The 22469-nt window shown below is 40.1% G+C and carries 18 protein-coding genes and 4 tRNA genes; 15 read left to right on the top strand and 7 right to left on the bottom strand.

Annotated elements, in window-relative coordinates:
- Nucleotides 1-11 precede the first annotated feature (11 nt).
- Nucleotides 12-2300, bottom strand: coding sequence for a reprolysin-like metallopeptidase (locus tag WSC_RS0108725; protein WP_016955541.1), 2289 nt, complete (start codon nt 2298-2300; stop codon nt 12-14).
- A 180-nt stretch (nt 2301-2480) separates the two neighbouring features.
- Here WSC_RS0108725 and WSC_RS0108720 point away from each other — a divergent pair, with 180 nt between their 5' ends.
- Complete coding sequence (locus WSC_RS0108720; protein WP_016955540.1) at nt 2481-4646, top strand: YgiQ family radical SAM protein; 2166 nt, start codon at nt 2481-2483, stop codon at nt 4644-4646.
- Here WSC_RS0108720 and WSC_RS0108715 read toward each other — a convergent pair.
- The 4 genes from WSC_RS0108715 to WSC_RS0108700 form a co-directional block, all read right to left on the bottom strand.
- A complete protein-coding gene (locus WSC_RS0108715) occupies nt 4621-6723 on the bottom strand; it encodes a TonB-dependent receptor plug domain-containing protein (protein WP_169315471.1) in 2103 nt (700 codons plus the stop codon). The genes WSC_RS0108720 and WSC_RS0108715 overlap by 26 nt on opposite strands.
- A gap of 36 nt (nt 6724-6759) precedes the next feature.
- Entirely contained in the window at nt 6760-6918 is a 159-nt protein-coding gene (gene rsmS, locus WSC_RS24625) for a pleiotropic regulatory protein RsmS (protein WP_016955538.1), read from the bottom strand.
- Nucleotide 6919: 1 nt separating this feature from the next.
- On the bottom strand, nt 6920-7189 hold the full coding sequence (locus WSC_RS0108705; RefSeq protein WP_016955537.1) for a late competence development ComFB family protein: 270 nt from the start codon (nt 7187-7189) through the stop codon (nt 6920-6922).
- Between the two features lie 113 nt (nt 7190-7302).
- A complete protein-coding gene (locus WSC_RS0108700; protein WP_026016752.1) occupies nt 7303-8544 on the bottom strand; it encodes a cystathionine gamma-synthase family protein in 1242 nt (413 codons plus the stop codon).
- 56 nt (nt 8545-8600) lie between these two features.
- Here WSC_RS0108700 and WSC_RS0108695 point away from each other — a divergent pair, with 56 nt between their 5' ends.
- Nucleotides 8601-9029, top strand: a complete 429-nt coding sequence (locus WSC_RS0108695) for an OsmC family protein (RefSeq protein ID WP_016955535.1) — start codon at nt 8601-8603, stop codon at nt 9027-9029.
- Nucleotides 9030-9032: 3 nt separating this feature from the next.
- Here WSC_RS0108695 and WSC_RS0108690 read toward each other — a convergent pair whose 3' ends face one another.
- The gene (locus WSC_RS0108690; RefSeq protein ID WP_016955534.1) at nt 9033-9299 is read right to left on the bottom strand and encodes a DUF1289 domain-containing protein; all 267 of its coding nucleotides are present in this window, start codon (nt 9297-9299) and stop codon (nt 9033-9035) included.
- 199 nt (nt 9300-9498) lie between these two features.
- Here WSC_RS0108690 and WSC_RS0108685 point away from each other — a divergent pair, with 199 nt between their 5' ends.
- The 13 genes from WSC_RS0108685 to WSC_RS0108625 all read left to right on the top strand — a co-directional run bounded on the left by WSC_RS0108685 (nt 9499) and on the right by WSC_RS0108625 (nt 21595).
- Nucleotides 9499-9972 carry a chemotaxis protein CheX gene (locus WSC_RS0108685; RefSeq protein ID WP_016955533.1) on the top strand — a complete coding sequence of 158 codons (474 nt, stop codon included), beginning with the start codon at nt 9499-9501 and terminating at the stop codon, nt 9970-9972.
- Between the two features lie 7 nt (nt 9973-9979).
- Nucleotides 9980-10399 carry a secondary thiamine-phosphate synthase enzyme YjbQ gene (locus WSC_RS0108680; RefSeq protein ID WP_016955532.1) on the top strand — a complete coding sequence of 140 codons (420 nt, stop codon included), beginning with the start codon at nt 9980-9982 and terminating at the stop codon, nt 10397-10399.
- Nucleotides 10400-10728: 329 nt separating this feature from the next.
- On the top strand, nt 10729-12216 hold the full coding sequence (locus tag WSC_RS0108675; protein ID WP_016955531.1) for a methyl-accepting chemotaxis protein: 1488 nt from the start codon (nt 10729-10731) through the stop codon (nt 12214-12216).
- Nucleotides 12217-12493: 277 nt separating this feature from the next.
- Nucleotides 12494-12570, top strand: a tRNA-Pro gene (locus tag WSC_RS0108670).
- Nucleotides 12571-12601: 31 nt separating this feature from the next.
- A tRNA-Arg gene (locus WSC_RS0108665) sits at nt 12602-12678 on the top strand.
- A gap of 22 nt (nt 12679-12700) precedes the next feature.
- Nucleotides 12701-12776, top strand: a tRNA-His gene (locus WSC_RS0108660).
- Nucleotides 12777-12799: 23 nt separating this feature from the next.
- Nucleotides 12800-12876: transfer RNA gene (locus WSC_RS0108655), tRNA-Pro, on the top strand.
- Nucleotides 12877-13092: 216 nt separating this feature from the next.
- Complete coding sequence (gene tig, locus WSC_RS0108650; protein WP_016955530.1) at nt 13093-14391, top strand: trigger factor; 1299 nt, start codon at nt 13093-13095, stop codon at nt 14389-14391.
- Between the two features lie 98 nt (nt 14392-14489).
- Nucleotides 14490-15122 carry an ATP-dependent Clp endopeptidase proteolytic subunit ClpP gene (gene clpP / locus WSC_RS0108645; RefSeq protein WP_016955529.1) on the top strand — a complete coding sequence of 211 codons (633 nt, stop codon included), beginning with the start codon at nt 14490-14492 and terminating at the stop codon, nt 15120-15122.
- Between the two features lie 47 nt (nt 15123-15169).
- On the top strand, nt 15170-16459 hold the full coding sequence (clpX, locus tag WSC_RS0108640; RefSeq protein ID WP_016955528.1) for an ATP-dependent protease ATP-binding subunit ClpX: 1290 nt from the start codon (nt 15170-15172) through the stop codon (nt 16457-16459).
- A gap of 232 nt (nt 16460-16691) precedes the next feature.
- Nucleotides 16692-19040: an endopeptidase La gene (gene lon, locus WSC_RS0108635; RefSeq protein ID WP_016955527.1), complete on the top strand. Its 2349-nt coding sequence runs from the start codon at nt 16692-16694 to the stop codon at nt 19038-19040.
- Between the two features lie 236 nt (nt 19041-19276).
- Complete coding sequence (hupB, locus tag WSC_RS0108630) at nt 19277-19552, top strand: nucleoid-associated protein HU-beta (protein ID WP_016955526.1); 276 nt, start codon at nt 19277-19279, stop codon at nt 19550-19552.
- A gap of 153 nt (nt 19553-19705) precedes the next feature.
- Nucleotides 19706-21595, top strand: a complete 1890-nt coding sequence (locus WSC_RS0108625) for a SurA N-terminal domain-containing protein (protein ID WP_016955525.1) — start codon at nt 19706-19708, stop codon at nt 21593-21595.
- An 85-nt stretch (nt 21596-21680) separates the two neighbouring features.
- Here the strand turns inward: WSC_RS0108625 and WSC_RS0108620 are convergent, their stop codons facing one another.
- Complete coding sequence (locus WSC_RS0108620; RefSeq protein ID WP_016955524.1) at nt 21681-22466, bottom strand: peptide ABC transporter ATP-binding protein; 786 nt, start codon at nt 22464-22466, stop codon at nt 21681-21683.
- Between the last annotated feature and the right edge of the window lie 3 nt (nt 22467-22469).

The raw sequence follows: 22469 nt of genomic DNA, 5'->3' as shown, positions 1-22469 counted from the left end.
GAAGTTTACTTTTAACTAGGTGAATTTCGGTAGCTTTTCGCTAGTGATAGAACCAGCAGCACCATTAATAAGTATAGATTAGTTGTGCCAGAACTGCCTGCTTTAATGTTTATAGTCACATCCGCTGAATTCTCATTTTCTGCTTCTGGCTCAATGGGGTCTGGTGTGTCGCTCTGAATTTTAGCTGAAAATGAGAATATGTTGCTGGTATCTGTGCCGTTGCTCACTTGTACATTAATAGAAACTTCGCTCCGCTCTGCATTTGTAATCGTTATTACATTGTCAGAAACAGTATAATTGGTTCCATTTAATATAATTACTTCTATGGCTGAGTTTGTTGGGTTGTCTATCACTAAATCATTTATCGATATAGTGAAGTTTTCCCCTTGGTCTACTTCAAATGTATTTTGCCCGGTAATTAAAGGTTGTAGGTCAGCGGCAATTGAAAAGAACCCACTGTTTAAATTGAAGAACTGTTGGCTAGCACAGATAACCATCAATTTTGCTTGGGTAGCTGTGGTATTTGGCAATTCAATTTGTTGTTGGCCATCGTTTGGTGTGTTTGCAGCTAGCGTATATTCAAAGGTATCATCTAAATCAGTATTCATTAAAATGTTTACTTGGCTGCAGAAGTTGTCAGTGCCATTAACTTGCCAATTTACGTCTATTAGTTGGCGGCCCACAAAGTCTTCACCTCCACTTGGTTTGGTAACAACAAATGGTCCAGTGTCGGCTCTTACATTCACGGTTAACTCATCATGTGCCACACCGCCTTTTTGATCTTTAGCGACAAATTTAAAAGTCATCTGCCGTGATGTTGACGGGAGTAGTTCCGCGCTGGTACTCCGCAAAAAAATTAAATCTTGGATATTTGGGATATACCTAGCAGGAGAGGTCGTTGCCGCATAGTTTCTAAAAATGGGTCCATCTCCACTGGTACCCCAATCAGATTTGTCACTCGTTGCCGTGCCTAAATCATATTGTTCCCACGTGTAAATTAACGAATCTTGGTTTGCGTCGTTTGCTTGTCCCGTCAAAACAAATGGTGTGTTGGCTGGAATGGTTTTATCGCTTCCTGCGTTGACTGTCGGTGACAGATTGTCACTTGTTTGGTGGGTTCCGCAGTTTCTACCACCACTAAAGCGTACATAATTATGGATCTCGCTGATACTTTGAAAATGGAAATTGGCGATAGATGTTGTTCGGACATTTTCGTTGCCACTGTTGTCTGAACAAATACCTGCGTATCCCATTATGGTTACGCCGCCGCCTAGTTCATACGCCGAGTCATCAATTCTGCCACCGTCACAAAAACCTGCTGTTCCGTTGAATGTATGTAAAGCACCTAATTGATGGCCGATTTCATGGGCAACAAAATCTACGTTGAATGAATCTCCCTGTGGCCTAGGCGTGCCCGTCATGGCTTGTGCTTTTAATCCGCTTCTGCATACGGCACCAACTTGCGCCAAACCACCACCATCAGTTGCAAACACGTGTCCAAGGTCGTAGTTACTAGAACCAATTATATTATCAATGGTTTGCTGTGCCGCCGCGATATCTGCATCCGGATCATCGTTAGCAAATGGGTCTGTACTTGCATTGGTAAATATCAGCAGATCATTGTTGTCAATCAATTGCAATTGAATGGCCAAATCGCGCTCAAACAACAAATTTACTCGATTAATGGTCGTGACTATGCCATTCAGGGCGTTTGTTTTGTTATTGTAAAACTGGGTATATTCACCTGTTGCTGCAACGGCTATGCGGTATGTAACTATACCTGGTTCGGCAGACAAAGGTCCTCTTGCTAGTAAGTTAGATGTCTGTAGCTGCTCAGTTATTAAAACCTCATCATGTTTTAAATCGCTGTGACCCGTATACAACTGGTACTGGCCATTTGTATCTGGGTCCAAGTACCAAACTTGGCCATCTAGCAAGTACATTGCGTAAAAGCCATTTGGGCCTATGGTAATTCTGGCTAGCTGAGTTGGGTCACTAACTTGATGGCCTTTAAAACTTTTTATTTGTGGGTAATCCTGTTGTAGTTGACCAGTAATTTCATTCGTTCGAGAGATATTGAAATCAACTAATTCACCTGTCGCGGTTGGCAGCTGCACTACAAAAGTGTTTTCGGTAGAATTGCTTAAAGTAGCTAATAATTTTTGAGACGAGTCGTCGGCAGCTAACTTAATCGCTTGGGCTTTATCAACAACATTAGACGTAACTTCTACATCACTTGCTAACGTATTTGGCCGCTCAAGTATCTGCCATGCTGCTGTAGGTAAAGATATAAAATACATGCTTGCGACAAATGGCAAAATTCTCACTGTATCATTCTCGCTTTTGTGCTGCTGCGCAGCTTCTTTAGTTATCCTATAGTTTAGCTTGTTTGATAAATATTTCCGTGTCTCTTTTGTTAACTAGTAGAGATTTTGGTATGATCGGCCTTTATTTCTATTCTCGCTTTGTTGGGTGTATCTATGCTAGCGCAGCGCATGAAAGCGGATCGCGATCTCTTTTCTTATTCCAGTCCAAATTTTCAATCTAAACCGGCACCATTTTTGCCTATGTCAAAAAAGGAAATGGCGCAATTAGGTTGGGATAGTTGTGACATTATCATTATTACCGGTGATGCTTATGTAGACCATCCTAGTTTTGGCATGGCTGTAATTGGACGCATGCTCGAGGCGCAAGGCTTTCGTGTTGGCATTATTTCTCAGCCTGACTGGACTTCAAAACAAGATTTTATGCGTTTGGGGAAACCAAATCTGTTTTTTGGTGTGACCGCTGGCAATATGGACTCTATGATTAATCGCTATACTTCAGATCGAAAATTACGTCATGATGATGCATACACAGCGGGTAACATAGGTGGGAAAAGACCCGATAGAGCCGTTACTGTATACACGCAAAGATGCAAAGAAGCGTACAAGGTTCCAGTCGTTATTGGTGGTATAGAAGCAAGCTTACGCCGCATTGCACATTATGATTATTGGTCAGATAAAGTGCGTCGCTCTGTGTTATTTGACTCTAAAGCAGATATTTTAATTTATGGTAATGCCGAACGGCCGCTAGCAGATGTCGCGCATCGTCTTGCAGCAGGCGAAACAATCGACCAGATGCAGGATATTCGTGGCACTGCGGTTTTACGCAAAGAGCCATTGCCTGAATGGTACGGTGTTGATTCAACCGAGCTAGACAAATTGGGGAAAATTGATCCTATCCCCAATCCATATGAAATGATTCAAGAGTCGACTTGCGAAACCAATCAAGCTACTGAGACTTCTGACGTACAAGTGGTCACAATTCAGCCGGCAAAAACACGTCGACCTTGGGAAAAAACTTACGTTAATTTACCTTCATACGACATAGTTAGAGCGCAAAAAACATATTATGCCCATGCTTCTAGAATATTACATCAAGAGACCAACCCAGGTTGCGCTAGAGCTTTAGTACAACGCCATGGTGACAGAATTGTTTGGATTAATCCGCCAGCGTTTCCGTTAGAAACTTCAGAAATGGATGCTGTGTTTGGTTTACCTTTTGCCCGGATACCACACCCAAGTTATGGTAAAGCGAAAATACCAGCGTACGACATGATCAAAACCTCGGTTAACATCATGCGGGGGTGTTTTGGCGGTTGTACTTTCTGTTCAATTACTGAACATGAAGGGCGGATTATTCAAAGCCGCTCTGAAGAATCTATCTTGCATGAAATTGAACAAATCCGCGACACAGTCCCTGGGTTTACCGGTGTTATTTCTGACTTAGGTGGGCCTACAGCAAACATGTATAAGCTTAGATGTAAACATCCTAAAGCAGAACAAACATGTCGCCGAATGTCGTGTGTGTGGCCGGATATTTGTGGGCATATGGATACTGACCATAGCCCAACAATTAGCCTTTACCGCAAGGCGCGCAAAATTAAGGGGATCAAAAAGATATTAATAGCCTCAGGTGTTCGTTATGACCTTGCTGTTCAAGACCCAAGATATGTAAAAGAATTGGCGACACATCATGTTGGTGGCTATTTAAAAATTGCGCCTGAACACACAGAAGAAGGGCCGCTGAGTAAGATGATGAAGCCTGGAATGGGTACTTATTATAAATTTAAAGAGCTGTTTGATAAGTACTCTAAAGAAGCAGGCAAAGAGCAATACTTGATACCTTATTTTATTGCGTCTCATCCAGGTACAACAGATGAAGACATGGTTAACTTAGCTATTTGGCTGAAGAAAAACCGCTTTAAACTAGATCAGGTTCAAAACTTTTATCCGTCGCCTATGGCAAATGCGACCACTATGTATCATTCGCAATCTAACCCTCTACACAAAGTTACGCACAAGAGTGAAAAGGTTTTTATTCCGAAAGGGGATAGGCAGCGTAGATTACATAAAGCTTTATTGCGCTATCATGATGAGCAAGGCTGGCCAATGATACGTGAAGCTTTGAAGAAAATGGGCTTAAGTAAGCTTATAGGTAATGGACAAGATTGTTTAGTTCCAGCCGAAAGCCGTCGCAAAGCTGCAGGCCAGAATAAGCAGGGACGTAAGCCAAGTGGTCAAGCTGGTAAACAACAGGGTTTCCAGAAAGCGACCACTCGTTTTACATCAGATCAATTTAAAAAGAAAACTCAGCGCCGATAGACCACTGTCGGCTTCTGTTTGGCAGACCTGCGTATACTCGATTGCTAATAGCTGGAGATGCATATTCTTTGTCAAACAAGTTTTTCGCTTTAAAGTAGAAATTTATTTGGTCGCTGAATTGGTAACTAATTTTACCGTTAGCGACTAAATAGCTATCCAATTCTGTAAGATTGCCTTCCGATTTCAAATATTCAGGTGTTTCTTTATCATCTTGGTAGTTCGCAGAAAAGTTGATATTCACTTTATCAAGTTTGTAATTGACTATTAAAAACAGTAGGTTATCTGATTCTTTAAACTGATCGCTTCCTTTATCTATTAGGTGGGTAATCCCAGATTTTAGATAAAGGTTTGTGGTTGGAATATACGTAATTTCAGCTTCAATGCCTCGAGTGATTGTTTTACTATCTTGATTGTTCAACATTACTGTGGTTGCTACAGGCTCCGCCACTATTGCGTCTTTAATACTGTGCTGAAAATAAGTTAGTGAAGCTGTCCAGTCTGAAAATTGCATCAATGAAATAAAATCAAGTGATTTTATCGTTTCAGGTTTTAAATTAATGTTGCCTAATATCAGTGGGTTATTAATCAATCCAAGTTCATTGAATTGAGGCGCACGGTAGGCTTCACCATAGTTAGCTTTAAAGGTGACATTGTCGTTTAGGTTATGCACCACACTAAATCTTGGGCTTATATTACTGCCAATATCGCTGTATTTATCGTACCTAGCTGCGAGCGTTAACTGAGTTTTGTCGCTTGCTTGAATTTGAGCTTGGACAAATGCACCATTAATATCACGTTTTGTTACATCGGTGAATTTAACTTTACCTTCAAATGCACCATTATAATATTCAATGTTAGGCAGTTCAGCTGGGTCGAAAGCTTGTTGGCCTAAATATGCGCGGCAAGCCTGTGATTGCAAACACTTTGCATAGTTGAAATTTGCGCTAGACTCGTCTTTTTGTAAATTACTTCGTCTATGTTCAAAACCAATACTTAATCGAATATCATCACTGTACTGATAAAAGTTGTTAATTCTGAGCCCTTTAGCTCTTTCGTAAATAGGCGTTTTTGCCAGCAAAGGGGCGGCAGACTGTGGCTCACTTATTTGGAAAAAGATCCCCATAGGTAAACCTAATAAATCCAAATCACTTTGGTTATCACGATAATCTAACCAAACATCTGTAGATAAAGTGTCATTCCAATCAAGCTGTTGATTAAACGTAATAAACTTGGAACTGATTTGTGCTCGGTTAAAGTCATTATTCAGAATGCCTTGCACGTAATAGTCTTGCGCGTCCTGTTCACTCATAATGACTTGCAGTGATGTTTTGGCTTTTTTAATGTTTAGCACAACTTCTTGGTGCTCTATCGGATCTCGAGTGTCATGTAATACCTGAGGATTAAAGCTATCTATTTGCGCTTGATATAAATCGCCGTCATCTTGCGAATGATTAACTATGGCTTGGATTGAAAAATCGTCCTGGACAAAACCAGCCGAAGCCGTTGCTTTGATACTACCAAAGTTGCCGGTTTCAATTGTAACTTGTGGCTCTTCATCGGTAACAGTGATGATATTAATTACACCTAGAAAAGCATTTGAGCCATATATTGCCGAGCCTGGCCCTTTGATAATTTCAATTTTTTCTGCGATTGCTAAAGGGATTAACGGAAAGGTGTAGTTATTTGCACCAGAATATTCGCTATTTATACGTTGGCCATTTAGCAGAATTAGGATGTCACCGCCTTCTGAACTTGATGCTTTGCCACGCGCAGATATTTTATTGAATTTCGGATCTCTATCTGAGCGAGTACTTTGAATGCCGGTGACAAAGTTCGTCAGTTCGTGAACATAGTCTAGACCGAGCTTTTTTATTTCGTCACGATTAAATACAGCTACACTAGATGGCACATCTAATAAAGACTCGTTAGACAAGGTTGCGCTTGCAACTTCTAGTTGCATTAACTGTTCTATCGGCAAACTGAATAAGTCGCCTGACAACGCATCTTGCGCTCCGACATTGAAGTTATAACAGGCAAAACACGCCAATAAACTTTGAGAAAGTCGCTTTAATTTCATATCAAAATTGTTGGGGTTAACCCCCATCCGTTACTACTATTGTTGTTTGTTCCGTTGAACCACTTTGTGTCTGAAGTCATCTTCGACCAATTTTAAAGCCGCTAATACGTCTTCAGGTTCTACTTCATTCGATTCAAGCAAATATATCAGGTCAACTGCTAGTTTTACATGTTTTGGTGCTGATTCTAAACTCATTTTAGCGCTTGTCTCGCTCCGTCAGAAATTTGATGGCACTTCTAATTGCGCTATCTACATTCATTTCCATTTGTAAGCGCTCAGCTTGAGGCATATAAAAAGCCATATCTACTTCATACCTGATATAACGTGGCGGCAGCTGGTTTAGCACTAAGCAACACAGATCAGCCAAATAGTCAGCGTCTTTAGTTTCTTCATTGATGTTCATTTGCTGAAGTTTATTAATGACTAAATTTTCATAATAGTTATGAATATCATCATGCAATTTCACTGTGCAGCTCCTTGATACTCGCCATAAATTTCAAAAGTTTATCATTATGATTTAGAGAATAGACTTAAATAGCGCGACATGCTAGAAAATTTTCATTGTCTTAACAATTGTAACTAGTCTAATTTATTTAACGCTTGGGCTAAGTCTTCGATTAAATCATCAATATCTTCAATGCCTACGGATAGTCTGATCATGTTTTCGCTGATACCCATGGCGGCTCGTTTTTCTTTGCCCATTTCATAATAAATTGTTTGCGCGACTGGAATTGCGAGCGTGCGATTGTCACCAAGGTGGGTAGAACATAAAATTAACTCAAACGCATCTATAACTTTTATGCAGTCAATGTCATCGATAGGTGCGAAGCTTAAAATCGCACCAAAGTGCGTAAATTGTATCGATGCTAATTGGTGTTGTGGGTGGTCCGTCAGGCCAGGATAAAATACACTTTTGATCTTTTCGTGATTATTTAAATAGTTGGCTAGCGTATGTGCATTTTTGCACGATCTTTCAAGGCGCAAAGCCATGGTTTCAGACCCAACCGCGAGCAGATGAGCAGAATCAGCCGACAAACAAGCACCCATGTCACGTAATCCTTTCTTTTTAACTTGGGTTAACCCCCAATCTTGAGGAGCATTTTTCTGATAAGTGGGTAGAATATTTGGGAAGTTGCGCCAGTCAAATTTCCCCATATCTATGATTGCGCCCCCTAAAGCATTTGCATGCCCGCCAAAATATTTGGTCAACGAGGTAATTAATAGATCTATGGGGTAGTTTGCCGCATCCAACAAATAGCTCGGGGTCATAGTATTGTCGACAGTAAAGAGGAGATTATGTCTGCTACACAGGTTACCTAAAGCATTGATATCCGCCACTTGTGTCATTGGGTTAGCAATGGTTTCACAAAACAACAAACGGCTATTCGGTTTTATTGACGACTGAACTTCTTCTATGTTGGTTATATCAACTAAACTAATTTCGATACCTAAATTGCTTAATGTGTCTGCAAAGCTATTAGTATTGCCGAAAACAAAGCGACTGAAAATAACGTGATCACCAGCTTTTAGTAAAGTGAGCATTAGGGTGGTGAGCGCTGCCATACCGCTAGAAAATACTAAACTTGCGTGGCCACCTTCTAAATAGCTTATGGTGTTTTGTAAGCTACTAATGCTAGGTGAAGATTGTCGAGCATATGCATGTTGGCTGCTGCGCCCTTGGAAGACATCAATTAAATCGTCAGCTTTTTCATACGCAAAGAGAACAGAATGGTCGACAGGAAAATGAATTGCGCCCGCATGCGGCTTTTGTTGACGCTCTGCGTGGACTAGTTTAGTAGTGAAACCTTTTGCTTTTGTCATAAGATGCTTTGTGTCAAACTCATTATAATTCATCAGATTGGAGAGTAATCTATATTATGTCAAGCCAACCTATACAAATATCTTGGAAAGGTAATAAGCAGTTTTTAGCAAATTCTAGCACTGGTCATTCGGTTTTAATGGATGGTCCTCCAAGTGCCGGTGGTTTAGATGCAGGTACTCGGCCAATGGAAATGGTTCTGATGGGTCTAGCGGGCTGTGCATCTTTTGATGTTGTAACCATTTTGCAAAAGAAAAAAGCCAATTTAACTTCGCTTGACGTAAATGTTACAGCCACACGTAAAGATCAAATACCGGCTGTATTTGAAAATATCGTACTCGCATTTAAAATCTCGGCATCTGGTGTCAGTGAGGTGGCTGTCGAAAAAGCGGTTAATTTATCTTTAGATAAATACTGTTCAGTTGCAGCCATGTTAAGAGCAGCTGGTGTTGAAATTGAGGCTAACGTCACTTTTATTGAAGAATGAGGGTTAAAACAAATCGAGTTGTTGAGCTTGAATCTCTGCAAGCAATGCTTTTTCTTGCTGCTGGGCTTTTTTTGAATTGAGCTTTTTACGGCGTAATGCACATAGTTGTATTACCTGAAGTTTTTGCGGCGAAGTAAGTTTTTCCCAATAAAATCGCTCTTCACGGCTGCGTAAACAACCTTTGCAATAGCCTCTGGGCCCACTTTGGCATACATGTATGCATGGGCTTTTTACTTCAATTTCAAATAAACTTGCTTGCTGCATTGCCATTTTACTTTTACCCTTTATATAAGAGTTTACTATATAACCTGAGATCTGGGTAATTTGTTAGCAGTTGGTTGCTTTAGATTATTCAACTGCCTTGCTGAAAAAGCCATGTGTTATTTGGGTTTACAAAATTTGCAGTGCAAGGCAAACTTGTTGGGTATTTTTATTTTATTTATTAAAAGGGTCGTCTTAGGATATTGATATGAATGTAGAATTCGTCAACCCATTTCTTTCTTCATTAGTTAACGTTATTAGCACTATGGCGATGTTGGAGCTTAAGCCTCTAAAACCAAGGTTAAAAAAAGATGAAGTCGCTCGTGGAGATGTGTCGGGATTAATTGGCATGGTTGGTCCTCAAACCAAAGGATCGTTTTCTGTATCCTTTGAAGAAGGACTCGCTCTAGAAATTATGAGCCGTATGTTAGGTGAAAAACCTGATGGTATAAACGAAGAGGTAACCGATATGGTTGGTGAAATAACCAACATGGTTACTGGCGGCGCGAAAAAATTACTCGCTGAAAAGGGCTACGATTTCGACATGGCCACACCTATGGTGGTTTCTGGTAAAGGCCATACAATTACCCACAAATCTGATGGGCCAATCGTCATTATGCCGTTTGAAGCGGAATCTGGCTCTGCCCATATCGAAATATGTTTTGATAAGGTAGCGAATTAATTTACTTATGTGGTTACAAAAGAAAATAGCTTTGTCAGCAAAATCTAGAGGTTTTCACTTGGTTACCTCTGAAGTAGAGGCTAAGTTAGCTGAATTATCACAGGTTAATATCGGTATTTGTCATTTGATGTTGCAGCACACTTCTGCGAGCTTAACCATAAATGAAAATGCAGACCCGACAGTGCGAGCTGATTTTGAAGATCACGTCAATGTTATGGTGCCAGAAAACCAGCCATATTACCGACACACCTACGAAGGTGATGATGACATGCCTGCACACATAAAAAGTAGTTTGTTTGGTGTTTCGCTGACGATTCCTATCAGTCAAGGGCGCTTGGCTTTAGGCACTTGGCAAGGAATATATTTAGGTGAACATAGAGATTTTGCTGGCAGTCGAAAAATTATTGCCACAATTAACGGAGAATAATTAGTACAAAGCCGTGCTTTTTTATTCTGATTAAACGTTTATTTTACGTTTTTTAGTAAATAACGAAATATATCAACAATTCAGTTACAAATAGGCTTGTTAAATTTGTTTAACTGTCTTACCTTTAACAAAGCCGTTAACTTTGAAGTATATTCAAACTGCGGCACCCAATAATTATAAATCTAACTGTTCAAACTGAGCTTATACACTGAAAAGCTTTTTGATTCAGAAAATCAATTAGTTGGACTAAAGAAACTTACACAATTGCCGAAATAGTTTTTTGAACAGTATTAAACAAGCAGTCTGCATCGTATGAGGTTAAAATATATATGCAATCAATAGCCAAAAAAGTACTTATCGCTTTGTTGTTGGTCAACTTTACTGTACTCACTACAGTTGCAGTATGGACTATGTCCATCCAAGAAGGTGACGAAAATGCGAGATATGACAATACTAAGGCTGATGTGGTCAAACAGCTTCAAGTAATTTTACAAGACCCAGTTTTCTCATACGACTTCCCGCTTATCCAGAGCATCATTGATGCTTACATGCCAGATCCCATTATTGCCCAAGTTAAAGTGACCGACCATAGAGACAAAGACATGGCTGAAACTAAACTTAAGCAAGATGTTGAGTTAGACGGTCAAGCCAAATGGTATGAAATTAAAAGTAGTGACGGCGAATTAATTGGTAAAATCAAGATTGCTTTTTCACGCTCAGCTGTAGACGATAGATTGTCCTCACAATGGAATCAGAGATGGTTGTCTATGATAGTCTCTATGATAGCGCTACTTGCACTGCTGGTATTCTTAATCAAAAAAGTAGTGATTGAACCATTAACCCAAGTAAGTGATGTTTTACGAGATATTGCCGCGGGTGGTGGTGATTTAACCCAAAGAATTCCTGTTAAAACCAATGACGAAATTGGTAGATTAGCGACCAACTTCAATAGCTTTATCCAAAAGATTCAAGAAATCATTACCGATGTTGCACAGGGTGCAAGTGGGTTAGGTGGTTTATCAAGCACAATCAGTGACGTTTGCCACAAAACGACCATGAATACCCATGAGCAAAAAGAGCAAACTGAGCACTCATTAAATTATTTGAAACAGTTGTCGGAAGCGACAGGTGAAATTGCACAAAATGCTGAACTTACAGCATCAAGCACCACTGAAGCATTTGATCTAGCTGCACAAAGCCGCACGGATGTTGAAACTAATTTAGAACATGTTCAACAATTAGTGGATGAATTGGAGAACAATGCCAAAGTCGCATCAGAGCTTAAATCTGCCAGTGAAAACATTGGTGGTGTGTTAGATGTAATTAAAGGCATTGCTGAACAAACTAACTTGTTAGCGCTTAATGCGGCGATAGAAGCAGCAAGGGCGGGTGAAACCGGCCGTGGTTTTGCGGTAGTTGCGGATGAGGTTCGTTCATTAGCAAGTAAAACACGTCAGTCAACTGAAGAAATCGAAAGTATTATTGCTTCGCTACAAAGTAAAGCAGACGACTCTTACAAAGCGTCACATCGCAGTAAAGACTTAGTTAGCGAAACCATAGACTCAACGCAAAAAACGGTTGACTCATTTGGTACTATTTCCGACAAGATGAGTGGTATCAACGACATGATAATTCAAATTGCCAGTGCAACTGAAGAACAGTCGTTATTAACTAAAGAGGTTAGCCAAGGTATTGAGCACTTGTTAGATGGTGCAACTCGACTTGCTAAAGAAACCAAAGAATTAGAGCACAGCACTCAATCTATGATTGAAGTTGAACAGCAATTGTCTGTGCAAATTAAACAATTTAAATTCTAATTTTTAATTGCTTCACATAAAACCAGCTTCGGCTGGTTTTTTTATGCCTGTAATTTATTCGTTTTTAAAATAGACCATTTGAGTTTTTTAATCTTATTGTCTGTGTGTTTGTGAAAATAAAGCACATCTTTGTATTAAAAATACACTAATTGAAGTTATTTTGCGCAAACAAAGCGGATATTGAAAAAAATGCGAAAAAACTGCAAAAAAGTGTTTGACCTACCCAGGTGATCTAGGTAACATGCGCCCCGCTGTCGAGGGAGACCTCAAGCAACGTCGGTGATTAGCGCAGCCTGGTAGCGCACTTGGTTTGGGTCCAAGGGGTCGCAAGTTCGAATCTTGCATCACCGACCACTTTCTAAATGAGTCCATAGGGACTTCGAAAGCGTCCTTAGCTCAGCTGGATAGAGCAACGGCCTTCTAAGCCGTGGGTCGCAGGTTCGAATCCTGCAGGACGCGCCATTTAGAAAACATTTCTACTATGGTGGCTGTAGCTCAGTTGGTAGAGCCCCGGATTGTGATTCCGGTTGTCGTGGGTTCAAGTCCCATCAGCCACCCCATTTTCTTGTTACAGTTTCTAGTTCGGTGATTAGCGCAGCCTGGTAGCGCACTTGGTTTGGGTCCAAGGGGTCGCAAGTTCGAATCTTGCATCACCGACCACTTTACATTCAACGTAATTTTTTAACCTTTAGCCATATTCTCTCTCGACTCCTGCTTAAGTGATCGCTATAATGCTGCGTCATTTTTTTAATGTTCATAGAATATCTGCTCGGTACAACTTTTTTCCAGCAGGTTTTATGTCGATTCAGGGCTTATCAATTATTAATTGGTCCCAAAGGAAATAGAGCCTTTCGCTCATAATTTTGAGGTATAGCAATGCAAGTTTCTGTTGAAACAACACAAGGCTTAGAACGCCGCGTAACAATTACTGTTCCTGCAGACAAAGTAGAATCTGCAGTCAAGAGCCGACTTCAAGGTTTGGCAAAAACTCAGCGCATCGACGGTTTCCGTCCTGGTAAAGTTCCTGTAAGCGTAATCAAAAAACGTTTCGGTGCAGCTGTACGTCAAGAAGTAGCTCAAGAAGTTATCCAACAAAACTTCTATCAAGCTGTTGTTCAAGAAAAATTAAATCCAGCAGGTACTCCTTCAATTCAAGAACAATCTATGAATGAAGGCGAAGATTTCAGCTTTACAGCTGTATTTGAAGTTTACCCTGAAGTTAAAGTTGAAGGTTTAGACGCACTTAAAGTTGAAAAAGCGACTGCAGAAGTAACTGACGCTGACTTAGACAACATGTTAGAGACTTTACGTAAGCAACATTCTAAATTTGAAACTGTTGAGCGTGCTGCAGCTGAAGGCGACCGTGTTAACTTAGATTTCGAAGGTTCAGTTGACGGTGAAGTTTTTGAAGGTGGCAAAGCTGAAGGTTTTGACATCGAGTTAGGCTCTGGTCGTATGATCCCAGGTTTTGAAGACGGTATTATCGGTTTAGCTGCTGGCGAAGAAAAGTCTATCGACGTTACTTTCCCAGAAGAGTACCACGCAGAAAACTTAAAAGGTAAACCTGCCGTATTCAAAATCAAAGTAAACAAAGTTGAAGAGCGCAAATTGCCAGAGTTAGACGAAGAGTTCTGCAAATTATTCGGTATTGAAGAAGGTGGTTTAGACGCACTTAAAACTGAAGTTCGTCAAAACATGCAACGTGAGTTAAAACAAACGCTTAAGCAACAAGCTAAAGAAGCAACAATTTCTGCTTTATTAGAAGCTGTTTCTTTCGAAGTTCCACAAGCTTTAGTAGACCAAGAAGTTAATGCTTTACGTCAACAAGCTTTACAGCGTTTTGGTAATGGCAACCAAAATATGCCTGAGCTACCAGCTGAATTATTCAAAGACCAAGCCGAACGTCGCGTGAAAACTGGTTTATTATTATCTGAACTTGTTCGTAGCAACGAAATCAAAGTTGACGACGAGCGTGTTAAAGAAACTGTAGAGTCTTTAGCTTCTGCTTACGAATCTCCTGAAGAAGTAGTTGATTATTACTACAACAACAAAGAAATGTTAGCTAACATTCAAAATGTTGTTATGGAAGATCAAGCAATCGACTTCATTTTAGAACAGGCACAAGTTGAGAGCATAGCTAAATCTTTTGACGAAATTATGAATAAACAAGCTTAATTATTCATTTTTCTAATTGACTTAGCAGGGTTCGCCTTGTTTAAATGGCTTGGATGAGATTCGTTCAGGCCATTTTTATTTTTAGAGCTAAGGAATTCATGAATACAAATAATACAAATTACGATCCAATTAACGCATTAGTGCCTATGGTGATCGAGCAAACTGCAAAGGGCGAGCGTTCATTTGATATTTATTCACGTTTATTAAAAGAGCGTGTAATATTTTTGGTTGGCCAGGTTGAAGACCATATGGCTAACTTGATTGTGGCTCAATTATTGTTTTTAGAATCAGAAAACCCAGAAAAAGATATTCATATTTATATCAATTCTCCAGGCGGCTCTGTGACTGCGGGTATGGCAATTTACGATACTATGCAATTTATCAAGCCTGACGTATCAACTGTGTGTATTGGTCAAGCTGCGAGTATGGGCGCTTTCCTACTATCGGGTGGTGCAAAAGGTAAACGTCATTGTTTACCGAATTCTCGTGTTATGATCCATCAACCGTTAGGTGGTTTCCAAGGTCAAGCATCTGACTTTGAAATTCATGCGCGTGAAATTTTGGCAATTAAAGAGAAATTAAATCGTTTAATGGCTGAACACACTGGACAAGATTTCGAACGAGTGTCACAAGACACAGATCGTGATAACTTTATGACTGCTCAAAACGCGCTAGACTATGGTCTAATCGATAGTATTTTAGATCGTCGTCAACAAACTGAGCTAAAATAAGGTCTATATAGATAAGTTACGCGAATAGAAAGAATAGAGGTAAATAAATGACAGATTCCCGCAAAGGTGATGGGTCAGGCGATAATAAGTTATTGCACTGCTCATTCTGTGGTAAAAGTCAGCATGAAGTACGCAAGCTAATTGCTGGACCTTCTGTGTTCATTTGTGATGAATGCGTCGAGTTATGTAATGACATTATTCGCGAAGAAATCAAGGAAATAGCACCAGAAGCGCGTTCTACCAAAGAAAAATTACCTACGCCTGTAGAAATTCATCAACATCTAGATGATTACGTTATCGATCAGCAACTGGCGAAAAAAGTATTGTCCGTTGCTGTATACAACCATTACAAGCGTTTAAAAAATAGTGAGAAAGCGAAAACTTCGGTAGAGCTAGGCAAGAGTAATATTTTGTTAATAGGTCCAACTGGTAGTGGTAAAACTTTATTGGCGGAAACACTTGCGCGCTTTTTAGATGTGCCATTTACTATGGCTGATGCTACTACCTTAACTGAAGCTGGTTATGTAGGTGAAGACGTTGAAAACATCATCCAGAAGCTATTACAAAAGTGCGATTATGATGTTGAACTTGCTCAACGTGGCATTGTGTACATTGATGAAATAGACAAAATTTCCCGTAAATCAGACAACCCTTCAATTACTCGTGATGTATCGGGTGAAGGCGTGCAGCAAGCACTGCTTAAACTGATTGAAGGCACAATAGCTTCAGTACCACCTCAAGGTGGTCGTAAGCATCCACAACAAGAGTTTTTACAAGTAGACACGTCTAAAATCTTGTTTATCTGTGGTGGTGCTTTTGCTGGTCTTGAAAAAGTAATAGAGCAGCGCACAGCCAAAGGCACAGGTATTGGTTTTGGTGCAACGGTTAAATCTAAAAACGAAGAAAAAAGTTTGTCAGAGAAATTTTCTGATGTGCAACCAGAAGACTTAGTTAAATATGGTTTAATTCCAGAATTTATTGGTCGTCTACCTGTTGTTGCTACTTTGTCAGAGTTAGATGAAGCTGCGCTGATTCAAATATTGAATGAACCCAAAAATGCCTTAACTAAACAATATGCCGCATTATTCGAGATGGAAGGTGTTGAGCTAGAGTTTAGAGATGACGCATTACGTGCAATTGCGACCAAAGCTATGACACGTAAAACTGGTGCGCGTGGTTTGCGTTCTATTTTAGAGAATGTTCTGTTAGATACTATGTATCAGCTACCATCACTTGAAGATGTATCCAAAGTGGTTGTAGACGAAACTGTTATCAGTGGTGAATCAGATCCAATTCTGATTTACGAAAACACAGGCAAACAAGCCGTCTCTGAGTAATTAGTTTAAGACTCAAGCTACTTGGGTACAGAAGGCGAGTTTAATCACTCGCCTTAATTTCCTTCCTTTGTTTTATACACTTCTAGTAATTCGTTTATTATTTAACCTATTGATTGTAAACCTTGCATTTATCCACTTTTTTCGGCGTTAGAGATTGGATTAATCGCTTGATCTCGCTATATTGAACCCCATATAAACTGTTATCACCCTCCTTGGAAAGAGAAATAATAAAATGACAATAGAATCATCTGGTTTAGCGGATATACCTGTTTTAGCACTGCGTGATGTGGTTGTATATCCACATATGGTAATCCCATTATTTGTCGGCAGAGAAAAATCCATTCGTTGTCTAGAAGCGGCAATGGAGAATGACAAACAAATATTTTTAGTTGCACAGAAAGATGCTTCAGTTGATGAACCAAGTACGGATGATATATACCAAATAGGTACTGTTGCGACCATTTTACAGCTGCTTAAATTGCCTGACGGTACAGTTAAAGTGTTGGTCGAGGGTAATCAGCGTGGTCAGATCCATAAATATCTAAGCACAGAAGATTACTTTTTTGCGCAAATTGGTTTAGTTGATTCACCAGATGTCGACGAGCGTGAGCAAGAAGTATTGATTCGTTCAGCTGTCAGCCAATTTGAAGGTTATGTCAAACTCAACAAAAAAATTCCACCTGAGGTTTTAACTTCATTAAACGGTATCGAAGAGCCGGCCAGACTCGCTGATACTATGGCTGCACATATGCCACTGAAGTTAGATGACAAACAAACTGTTCTTGAAATTGTTGATGTTACAGAGCGTTTAGAGTTTTTGATGGCGCTGATGGAAAGCGAAATCGACTTATTACAAGTTGAGAAGAAAATTCGTGGCCGCGTTAAAAAACAAATGGAAAAAAGCCAGCGCGAATATTATCTAAACGAACAAATGAAGGCGATTCAAAAAGAGTTGGGTGAATTAGATGATGCACCAGACGAATTTGAAACCTTACAGAAGAAAATTAAAGAAGCACAAATGCCAAAAGAAGCTGAAGACAAAGCTTTGGCTGAATTGCAAAAACTTAAAATGATGTCGCCTATGTCAGCGGAAGCAACAGTGGTGCGCAGTTATATAGAGGCTATTTCTTCTGTTCCGTGGAAAAAACGTTCTAAAGTTAAAAAGAATCTACCAGCGGCACAAAAAATTCTTGATACCGACCACTATGGTTTAGACAAAGTTAAAGAACGTATTATTGAGTATTTAGCGGTACAACAGCGCACCAATAAGGTAAAAGGACCAATTTTATGTTTAGTTGGACCGCCAGGTGTTGGTAAAACTTCTTTGGGTCAATCTATCGCAAAAGCGACAGGGCGCAAATATGTGCGTATGGCGCTTGGTGGCGTACGTGATGAAGCTGAAATTCGTGGTCATCGTCGTACCTATATAGGTTCAATGCCAGGTAAATTGATTCAAAATATGACCAAAGTCGGGGTGAAAAACCCGCTGTTTTTATTAGATGAAATCGACAAGATGTCATCTGACATGCGTGGCGATCCTGCATCTGCTTTATTAGAAGTGTTAGATCCAGAGCAAAACAGTACTTTTGCTGATCACTATTTAGAAGTTGATTACGATTTATCTGACGTCATGTTTGTTGCAACTTCAAATAGTATGCGTATCCCAGGTCCATTATTAGACCGTATGGAAGTTATTCGATTATCAGGTTATACCGAAGACGAAAAACTCAATATTGCCCAGCGTCATTTGATTCCAAAACAAATAGACCGCAACGGCCTTAAAGCAGCTGAAATTGATATTGAAGAATCGGCCATCTTAGGCATTATTCGTTATTACACACGTGAAGCTGGCGTGCGTAGTTTAGAGCGTGAAATTTCTAAGCTATGCCGTAAAGCGGTGAAAGAAATCTTAATGGATAAAAGCATTAAGAAGGTTGTGATTAATCAAGATAACCTCAATGATTTCTTAGGCGTACAGCGCTTTGACTATGGTAAAGCGGATAGCGAAAACCAAATCGGCCAAGTAACAGGTTTAGCTTGGACTGAAGTTGGTGGTGATTTGCTCACAATCGAAACCACATCAGTGCCAGGTAAAGGTAAAATGACCTCGACTGGCTCGCTGGGCGATGTAATGCAAGAGTCGATTCAAGCTGCTATGTCAGTTGTGCGAGCGCGTGCTAGCAAATTACGTATTGCCGAAGACTTCTACGAAAAACGTGATATCCATGTGCATGTACCAGAAGGGGCAACACCTAAAGATGGCCCAAGTGCTGGTATTGCAATGTGTACTGCTTTAGTTTCTACGCTTACAGGTAACCCTGTACGTTGTGACGTGGCTATGACAGGTGAAATTACTTTACGTGGCGAAGTATTGGCAATTGGTGGTCTTAAAGAAAAACTGCTAGCAGCTCATCGCGGTGGTATCAAAACCGTCGTTATACCTAAAGATAACGAACGTGATCTAAAAGAAATTCCTGCCAATGTAATTGGTGATTTACAAATTCATCCAGTGAAATGGATTGATGAAGTATTAAAAATTGCGTTAGAAAACCCGCCAGAGGGTTTTGAAGTAGTAAAATAAGGCAATTTGTTGGTTTTTAAGGCTTCTTATTTATAAATTTTATGGTAGCCTTAGACACTGTTTTGCAGCCCTTGTAATTCGGGGGCTGCAGCAATTTATTAAAAAAGTGGTAAAGTTAGGTTTACATACTTGATTCGAAAGTCTAAGCCTGCTATAACTTTGAAACTAATTTGAGCCGCAGTAGGGCACAAGCTTGCTGAAGTGGCGGTATAATAACAATCTAAGGGGATGAAATCTTGAACAAGTCTCAACTTATCGACAAAATCGCAGCAGGCGCTGACATTTCTAAAGCTTCTGCTGGCCGTGCATTAGATTCTTTTATTGATGCAGTTTCTGGTGCTTTACAAGAAGGCGACCAAGTAGCTCTAGTTGGCTTTGGTACTTTTTCTGTACGTGAGCGTGCAGCTCGCACTGGCCGCAACCCTCAATCAGGTGAAACCATTGAGATTGCAGCTGCTAAAATTCCAGCATTCAAGCCGGGTAAAGCATTAAAAGATGCAGTAAATCAATAAAAAATTGATCTGATTAGTAGGTCGAGAAATAGACAGGCTTCGAGCGTATCGAAGCCTTCTTTGTTTATAAGAATTAACAAATCATAACTATTATTTGTCCACTCATATTAAGTTCTTGAAACAGTTAGTACTTAACTTAAAAAGAGATCCAGCATGTTAGAAAAAATCCGTGAAGGTAGCCAAGGACCCGTTGCCAAGATCATATTAGGTCTGGTGATATTTAGTTTTGCTTTAGCCGGTGTTGGTTCATACATCAATTCTGGTAGTGAGCCGAAAGCTGCTGAAGTAAATGGTCTTGCAATTAATGTAAGTCAATTAGAGCGTGCCTACGAAAATGAGCGAGCTCGAATGGAATCACAATTTGGTGAAATGTTTTCGCAGATCGCGTCTGATCCCGCATATTTGGCCAATTTTAAACAAGGTATTTTAGAGCGCTTGATCTCAGAACAACTGGTAAACGATCTTGCTAATCGTTTATCTGTACGTACTAGCGACGAAGAAATCAAAAAAGCCATTTTTGATATGCCTGAGTTTCAAGTAGAGGGCAAGTTTAACAACGACAGATATCTACAATTATTAACTCGTGCTGGTTATACACCGGCCAAGTTTCGCGAAATGTTGCGTCAAGATATGACACGTCGTGCTGTGGTAACTGCGTTAACCCAAACAGATTTTGTATTGGAAGATGAAGTTAAGTATTTCCAGCAGCTACAGTTACAAAAACGTGATATTGAGTACGTTGAAGTGCCAGTTGCTTTGTTTAACGACGCTGTTAATCCAACCGAAGAAGATATTCGTAGCCACTACGAAAGCAATATTGAGCAATACGAAACGCAAGAGCAATTTGATATAGCTTACGTAGAGCTTAAATTAGCTGATGTGGCTAAAGGTATTGAAGTGTCAGAAGACGAAATCAACCAACATTATCAAGCAAGCCAAGCGCAATATGTTAAAGCTGAGCGTCGTCGTGCATCACATATTTTAATTGATGGCTCAACTGATGATGCGCAAGCAAAAGCTGAAGATTTATTAGCTCAAATAAACGCTGGTGCAGATTTTGCTGAGTTAGCTAAAGAACATTCAGCAGATACATTCTCTGGTGAAAATGGTGGTGATTTAGACTTTTTTGGTGCCGGTGTAATGGACCCTGCATTTGAACAAGCGACTTTTGCGTTAACAAACATTGGCGATGTATCAGACGTTGTTGAATCAAGCTTTGGTTTTCACATTATTAAGTTAACTGACATTGAAGCAGAAACTGTGCGTCCACTTGAAGAAGTTAAAGCCGATATCATCAGTCAGTTGCAAGAAGACAAAGCACGTGACATTTTCTTAGAGAAACAACAGTTGTTAGCTGATACTGCATTTGAAGTACCAACGAGTTTACAAGAAGCGGCGACAGCAACTGGCTTAAGCGTAAAACAAACCGGCTTAAAATCAGTGAATGCTGGAGTATTTCCATTTACAGAAGCTAAGTTGATAACTGCTGCGAAAGAAGATGATGTGTTAAATGCTGGATATAACAGTGCTTTAGTCGAAGTTTCGGGTGATCACTTAGTCGTATTGCGTGTAAATCAGTATGAAGCAGCGAGAACTCAGCCGCTAGAAGAAGTTGAAGCGCAAGTTAAACAAGCAGTATCGCAAAAACTAGCGCACTCTGTTGCTCAGCAATGGGTTGAAGAGCTAACGGCTAAGCTAGCTGCAAATGAAACGGTAGAGACTTTATTAAGTGAAAAATCTTTAAGCTTTACTGCAAAACAAGATGTAGCGCGTTTTGGCTCAGAAGTTTCTGGTGCAATTGTTCGCAAAGCGTTTGAAATGAAAAAAGCAGATGAAGAGCAAGTGTCAGCAGCATGGGTTGAAGTGAACCCAACTTCATTTGCTGTGGTTAAAGTAACAGCTGTGACGCAAGCTGAGGTGGAAGAAGTAGACCAAGCAACAGCACAGCGTTTAGAGTCAGCTTTAACTGACTACAATTATCAAGCATTTATCACTGGCTTACGTGAAAATGCGGAAATTGTTACCTACCAAGCAGCCAATTAATAAACCGCTGCGTTAATATCTAAATAATATGCAAAAAGGCAGCCTGGCTGCCTTTTTTCTTTTCTTTAAGTTATAGCTGAGTTGCTTAGCCGTTTTTACTCAATAACATTTGTTGCGAGTAGAGTAATTTCTTGGTCACTACATGGCGTGGATTTGCTAACACATCAGCTGTGTTACCCCGTTCAACCACCTTACCTTCGTTCATGACAAATACCTTGTCACTGATGTGCCTGACCATGTTTAGGTTGTGTGAAACAAAAACGTAAGAGATACCAAAAGTTTGTTGTAGGTCTAAAAACAAGTTAACCATTTGAATACGGGTTGATGGGTCCATAGCGGCAAAAGGTTTGTCCGCGACTATTATTTGTGGATCAAGGATCAGCGCTCGAGCAAGTGCAATACGTTGTTTTTGCCCACTAGAAAGCATATGCGGGTAGTGCCAAATATAGTCAGATAATAGACCGACTCGGCTGAGGGTTTTTTTGATTTTTTCTTGGCGCTCAGTTGCGTTTAACTGAGTGTTGAGTTTCAACGGCTCTTCTAATATCTGGCCAATCGAAATACTCGGATTAAGTGATGTAGCTGGATCTTGATAAATCATGCGTATGTGCTGACAGCGGGTGGTATTATCACCGTCTTGGAGCACTTTACCATTTAAGATTATTTCTCCAGATGTTGGGCTTTCAACCCCAGTCAGTAATTTAGCTAATGTGGATTTTCCCGAGCCAGTTTCACCAATAATTGCCAGGGTTTCGTAGGCATTCAGCGAAAAGCTCACTTTTTCTAGAGCTGTCACTGTGGTTGATTTCCATGGCAAAATCCGTTTGTGGTAGGTTTTGGATAAATCGTTTACTTCTAATAAAACTGACATGCT

Source organism: Catenovulum agarivorans YM01, from assembly GCF_000281085.1.
Taxonomy (GTDB): domain Bacteria; phylum Pseudomonadota; class Gammaproteobacteria; order Enterobacterales; family Alteromonadaceae; genus Catenovulum; species Catenovulum agarivorans.
This window is presented reverse-complemented; position numbering and strand designations above follow the sequence as displayed.

Excerpts from the sequence above, each read along its gene's own strand:
- WSC_RS0108725 (WP_016955541.1), bottom strand. The coding sequence starts at position 2,300 with ATGTATTTTATATCTTTACCTACAGCAGCATGGCAGATACTTGAGCGG.
- WSC_RS0108720 (WP_016955540.1), top strand. The coding sequence starts at position 2,481 with ATGCTAGCGCAGCGCATGAAAGCGGATCGCGATCTCTTTTCTTATTCC.
- WSC_RS0108715 (WP_169315471.1), bottom strand. The coding sequence starts at position 6,723 with ATGAAATTAAAGCGACTTTCTCAAAGTTTATTGGCGTGTTTTGCCTGT.
- rsmS (WP_016955538.1), bottom strand. The coding sequence starts at position 6,918 with ATGAGTTTAGAATCAGCACCAAAACATGTAAAACTAGCAGTTGACCTG.
- WSC_RS0108700 (WP_026016752.1), bottom strand. The coding sequence starts at position 8,544 with ATGACAAAAGCAAAAGGTTTCACTACTAAACTAGTCCACGCAGAGCGT.
- WSC_RS0108695 (WP_016955535.1), top strand. The coding sequence starts at position 8,601 with ATGTCAAGCCAACCTATACAAATATCTTGGAAAGGTAATAAGCAGTTT.
- WSC_RS0108690 (WP_016955534.1), bottom strand. The coding sequence starts at position 9,299 with ATGGCAATGCAGCAAGCAAGTTTATTTGAAATTGAAGTAAAAAGCCCA.
- WSC_RS0108685 (WP_016955533.1), top strand. The coding sequence starts at position 9,499 with ATGAATGTAGAATTCGTCAACCCATTTCTTTCTTCATTAGTTAACGTT.
- WSC_RS0108680 (WP_016955532.1), top strand. The coding sequence starts at position 9,980 with ATGTGGTTACAAAAGAAAATAGCTTTGTCAGCAAAATCTAGAGGTTTT.
- WSC_RS0108675 (WP_016955531.1), top strand. The coding sequence starts at position 10,729 with ATGCAATCAATAGCCAAAAAAGTACTTATCGCTTTGTTGTTGGTCAAC.
- tig (WP_016955530.1), top strand. The coding sequence starts at position 13,093 with ATGCAAGTTTCTGTTGAAACAACACAAGGCTTAGAACGCCGCGTAACA.
- clpP (WP_016955529.1), top strand. The coding sequence starts at position 14,490 with ATGAATACAAATAATACAAATTACGATCCAATTAACGCATTAGTGCCT.
- clpX (WP_016955528.1), top strand. The coding sequence starts at position 15,170 with ATGACAGATTCCCGCAAAGGTGATGGGTCAGGCGATAATAAGTTATTG.
- lon (WP_016955527.1), top strand. The coding sequence starts at position 16,692 with ATGACAATAGAATCATCTGGTTTAGCGGATATACCTGTTTTAGCACTG.
- WSC_RS0108625 (WP_016955525.1), top strand. The coding sequence starts at position 19,706 with ATGTTAGAAAAAATCCGTGAAGGTAGCCAAGGACCCGTTGCCAAGATC.
- WSC_RS0108620 (WP_016955524.1), bottom strand. The coding sequence starts at position 22,466 with ATGTCAGTTTTATTAGAAGTAAACGATTTATCCAAAACCTACCACAAA.